The 3,206-nt window shown below is 69.0% G+C and carries 5 protein-coding genes and 1 pseudogene; 4 read left to right on the forward strand and 2 right to left on the reverse strand.

The window, feature by feature from the left end; all coding sequences use genetic code 11:
• From DRV84_RS16080 to DRV84_RS14970, 4 genes and pseudogenes are all read left to right on the forward strand, one after another.
• Positions 1–160 (forward strand): annotated as a pseudogene (locus DRV84_RS16080) (DNA methylase); the annotation flags it as partial.
• The gene (locus DRV84_RS14960; protein WP_115982112.1) at positions 160–1,143 is read left to right on the forward strand and encodes a DNA cytosine methyltransferase; all 984 of its coding nucleotides are present in this window, start codon (positions 160–162) and stop codon (positions 1,141–1,143) included. The pseudogene DRV84_RS16080 and the gene DRV84_RS14960, both read left to right, overlap by 1 nt.
• Positions 1,140–1,361, forward strand: coding sequence for a DUF7220 family protein (locus DRV84_RS14965; protein WP_115982115.1), 222 nt, complete (start codon positions 1,140–1,142; stop codon positions 1,359–1,361). Before DRV84_RS14960 ends, DRV84_RS14965 begins: the two co-directional genes overlap by 4 nt.
• 78 nt (positions 1,362–1,439) lie before the next feature.
• The gene (locus tag DRV84_RS14970) at positions 1,440–2,069 is read left to right on the forward strand and encodes a class I SAM-dependent methyltransferase (protein WP_115982117.1); all 630 of its coding nucleotides are present in this window, start codon (positions 1,440–1,442) and stop codon (positions 2,067–2,069) included.
• A gap of 57 nt (positions 2,070–2,126) precedes the next feature.
• Here DRV84_RS14970 and DRV84_RS14975 read toward each other — a convergent pair whose 3' ends face one another.
• Both DRV84_RS14975 and DRV84_RS14980 read right to left on the reverse strand, forming a co-directional pair.
• Positions 2,127–2,717: a DUF3489 domain-containing protein gene (locus tag DRV84_RS14975; protein ID WP_115982119.1), complete on the reverse strand. Its 591-nt coding sequence runs from the start codon at positions 2,715–2,717 to the stop codon at positions 2,127–2,129.
• Between the two features lie 137 nt (positions 2,718–2,854).
• The gene (locus tag DRV84_RS14980; protein ID WP_115982121.1) at positions 2,855–3,127 is read right to left on the reverse strand and encodes a hypothetical protein; all 273 of its coding nucleotides are present in this window, start codon (positions 3,125–3,127) and stop codon (positions 2,855–2,857) included.
• Positions 3,128–3,206: the final 79 nt, after the last annotated feature.

Consider the following 3,206-nt stretch of genomic DNA (forward strand, 5'->3'; position numbering starts at 1 on the left):
GCGTGTCTATGCGATGGAAATCAGCCCGGCCTATGTCGATGTGGCCGTGGAGCGCTGGCAGGCGGAGACGGGGCGCGACGCGGTCCTCGACGGTGACGGCCGCACCTTTGGCGCGGTGAAGGAAGAGCGGCTGGGCGACAAGGCCGATGCCGCTGCCTGATGGCCGTCTACTACAACGATGCCGATCCCGCGGCCTGTGCCTGGCTGCGGGAACTGATCGCGGCCGGGCTTCTGCCTGCCGGCGAGGTGGACGAGCGGTCCATCCTGGATGTGGAGCCCGCCGAGCTGCGCGGTTTCGCACAATGTCATTTCTTCGCCGGCATCGGCGGCTGGCCCTACGCGCTGCGCCTCGCAGGCGTTGCCGGCGATCTGTCCGTCTGGACCGGTTCGCCACCCTGCCAGCCGTTCAGCCAGGCCGGGCAGCGCAAGGGACAGGACGATGACCGCCACCTCGCCCCGGCCTTCCTGCGGCTCGTCGCGGCCTGCCGGCCGGAGTTCGTATTCGGCGAGCAGGTCGCGAGCGCGGCAGTGCTCGGGCCAGTTGGCGGCGCGGCTCGAACAGCGGCTGAGGATCCAGCTTGCTGGGCGTGGTTCGACGCTCTGGCGGCTGACCTGGAAGCGGCATCTTACGCCGTCGCGGCGGCCGATCTGCCGGCTGCGGGCATCGGCGCGCCGCACATCCGCCAGCGGCTGTTCTTCGGCGCCATGGCCCTGGACCCGGGCGGGCTGGGCGACGGCCTCGGCGCGGGATCACAAGGACGGCTCGGAATGCCGGGCCGTTCCGATCAACGCACTGCTCGGCCGGCAGGTCTGGCTGGCGGGGTGGCCGACGGCGATGGCGGGCTCGCCCGCGACGAACAGGTACAACGCGGCCGGCAACACGGATGCGAGCCGCAGGACGGTGAAACTGGTCGACTGGTCGAAGGCGCCGACCCCGCCGGGACCGATGCGACGGACGGCGTCTGGCGAGATCCGGACTGGCTCCTCTGCCGCGATGGCTGCTGGAGGCCCGTTGAGCCCGGAACATTCCCGCTGGCTGATGGGATATCCGGCCGCATGGGGCTCCTGCGGGGCTACGGCAATGCGATCGTGCCGCCGCTCGCGGCGGAATTCGTGACGGCTTTCATGGAGAGCCTGCGATGAAGCAGAGCCGGATCATGTCGATGGTCGAGGCCGCAGCAAACGTTGTCGTCGGTTACGTTTTGGCCATCGCCACGCAGATCGTCGTGTTCCCCTGGTTCGGGATCGAGACGGGTCTTGCGGAGCATCTGACCATCGGGCTCGCTTTCGTCGGGGTCTCGCTGGCGCGCGGCTATCTGCTGCGGCGGCTGTTCGAGGCGATCCGGGATCGGAGCTCTTGAGGACGCTCGTGATGCAATGACGGTGTCATGCGGCGCCTCAATGGATTAGGTTCGTCCCACAAGGAGGCGTCGGGCAAGATGGCAGGTGGACAGGAGCACTGGGACGACGTGTACGGCGCGCGGTCGGAAGGCGCACTGACATGGTTCGAAGCAACGCCCGCGGTGTCGCTCGATCTGGTGCGCGGACATCTGCAACCGGGCGCGCCGTTCATAGACATCGGTGCCGGCGCGTCCCGGCTCGTCGATGCTTTGCTCGATGAAGGGTTCGGGCCTCTCGCGGTGCTGGACCTCTCCGCGGCCGCCCTGACCCTCAGCCGGCAGCGGCTCGGCCCAAAGGCCGACGACGTTGCGTGGATCGAGGCGGACATCACGACGTGGCAGCCTGACCGGGAGTATGCGGTCTGGCACGACCGCGCGGTGTTCCATTTTCTGACTGGGGCCGAGGATCGCGCCGGCTATGCTCGCGCCCTGTCCGATGCCCTTTGCCCGGGCGGGATCGCGATCATCGCGACCTTTGCCGATGACGGGCCCGAAATGTGCTCGGGCCTGCCCGTGGTGCGCTATGCGCCGGAGGCGCTGGCGCAGGAACTCGACCGACTGCTTCCGGGCCGGTTCGAGATGCTCGACGCCAGACGCCACATGCACGTCACGCCGAAGGGCAACAGACAGAGCTTCCAGTACAGCGTGTTCCGGAGGACGGATCGCTGAGACGAGCGCCGCCGCCCTTGTGGGGCGGCGACATGAAGCTGGCGCGCGTACGCGGCGTCAGTCCTCGGCGATCATGTACGCCCTACCGCGCCCCTCGATTTTCTCGGAGGTGATGGTCAAGCCGAGCTTCTTTTTCAGCGCGCCGGAGATGGCGCCCCTAGCCGTGTGAGCTTGCCAGTCGAGGGCCGCCACGATCTCGTCGATGGTTGCGCCACCCTCGGCGTGGAGCATCTCGATCAGCTTGGCCTGCTTCGTGCCCGTGCGCGGTGTGTGCGCCTTGGGCGCGGGGTCGGGCTCGGCGGGGGCGGCGTCCTTTGGGGCTTCCGCGTTCGGCGCCTCGTCCGCGCCCGTGGGCGCGTTGTCGCCGCCGTCCGGCTCGACGCCGATGGCGGCAAGGCCCGCGTCGGTGATGTGCAGGAGGATGGCGTTGCCGTCCTCGTCGTTGCGCCAGATGCGGTTGAGCGCGGCGTCGGCCTTGGTCCGGCTGTCGGTCGCCGTCTCGGCGATCAGCCCGCGCTTCAGCAGCGCGCCGACCACCTTGGCGGCGGCGCCGCCGCGGAGGGAGCCGGGAAGCGGCAGGACGTTGCGGTCCTCGCGCTGCGCGGCGGCGCTGAGGATCACGAGCTGCGTGTCGGAAAGCTTGGTCATGGGGTCGTCTCCGTATTCGGGCCCGCGACATGCGGCGCCTTCTACGACCCGTTCGCCCGACTTACGCGGCCCCACTGGGGCCACGGTTCGGGCTCACCGCGCAGGGCGCGCGGCGGGAGTTCCGGCGGTGCCGGAGATCACTCGGCGTGTTCGCCTTCGCAGAAAGCGCTGTCGGTGATGCGCTTCAGGAGGCTCGCGTAGTGCTCGAGGGTGCCGACGTCGGCCCAGTTGATCTCGTCGGGGTGGGCGTTGAAGTGGTCGGCGCTGAGCGCCTGCAGCCGGGCGAGCATCTCGTCGATCTCGGCCTTCTTGGCCATAAAGGCGGCGCGCGCCGCTTCCCTGTTCCGGCGCGCCTTCTCGGCCCGGAGTTCGTGGCGCGGGGTGGTGATCGGGTTCAGGCGGCTCGTCATCGTCTAGTCTCCTTGGCGAGTTGCATCGTCCTTGTGGATCCACGTTCGCTCCGGCGCGGAGGCTTATCAACTCAATAAG

Origin of the sequence: Rhodosalinus sediminis (assembly GCF_003385555.1) — a bacterium.
GTDB classification, from domain to species: domain Bacteria; phylum Pseudomonadota; class Alphaproteobacteria; order Rhodobacterales; family Rhodobacteraceae; genus Rhodosalinus; species Rhodosalinus sediminis.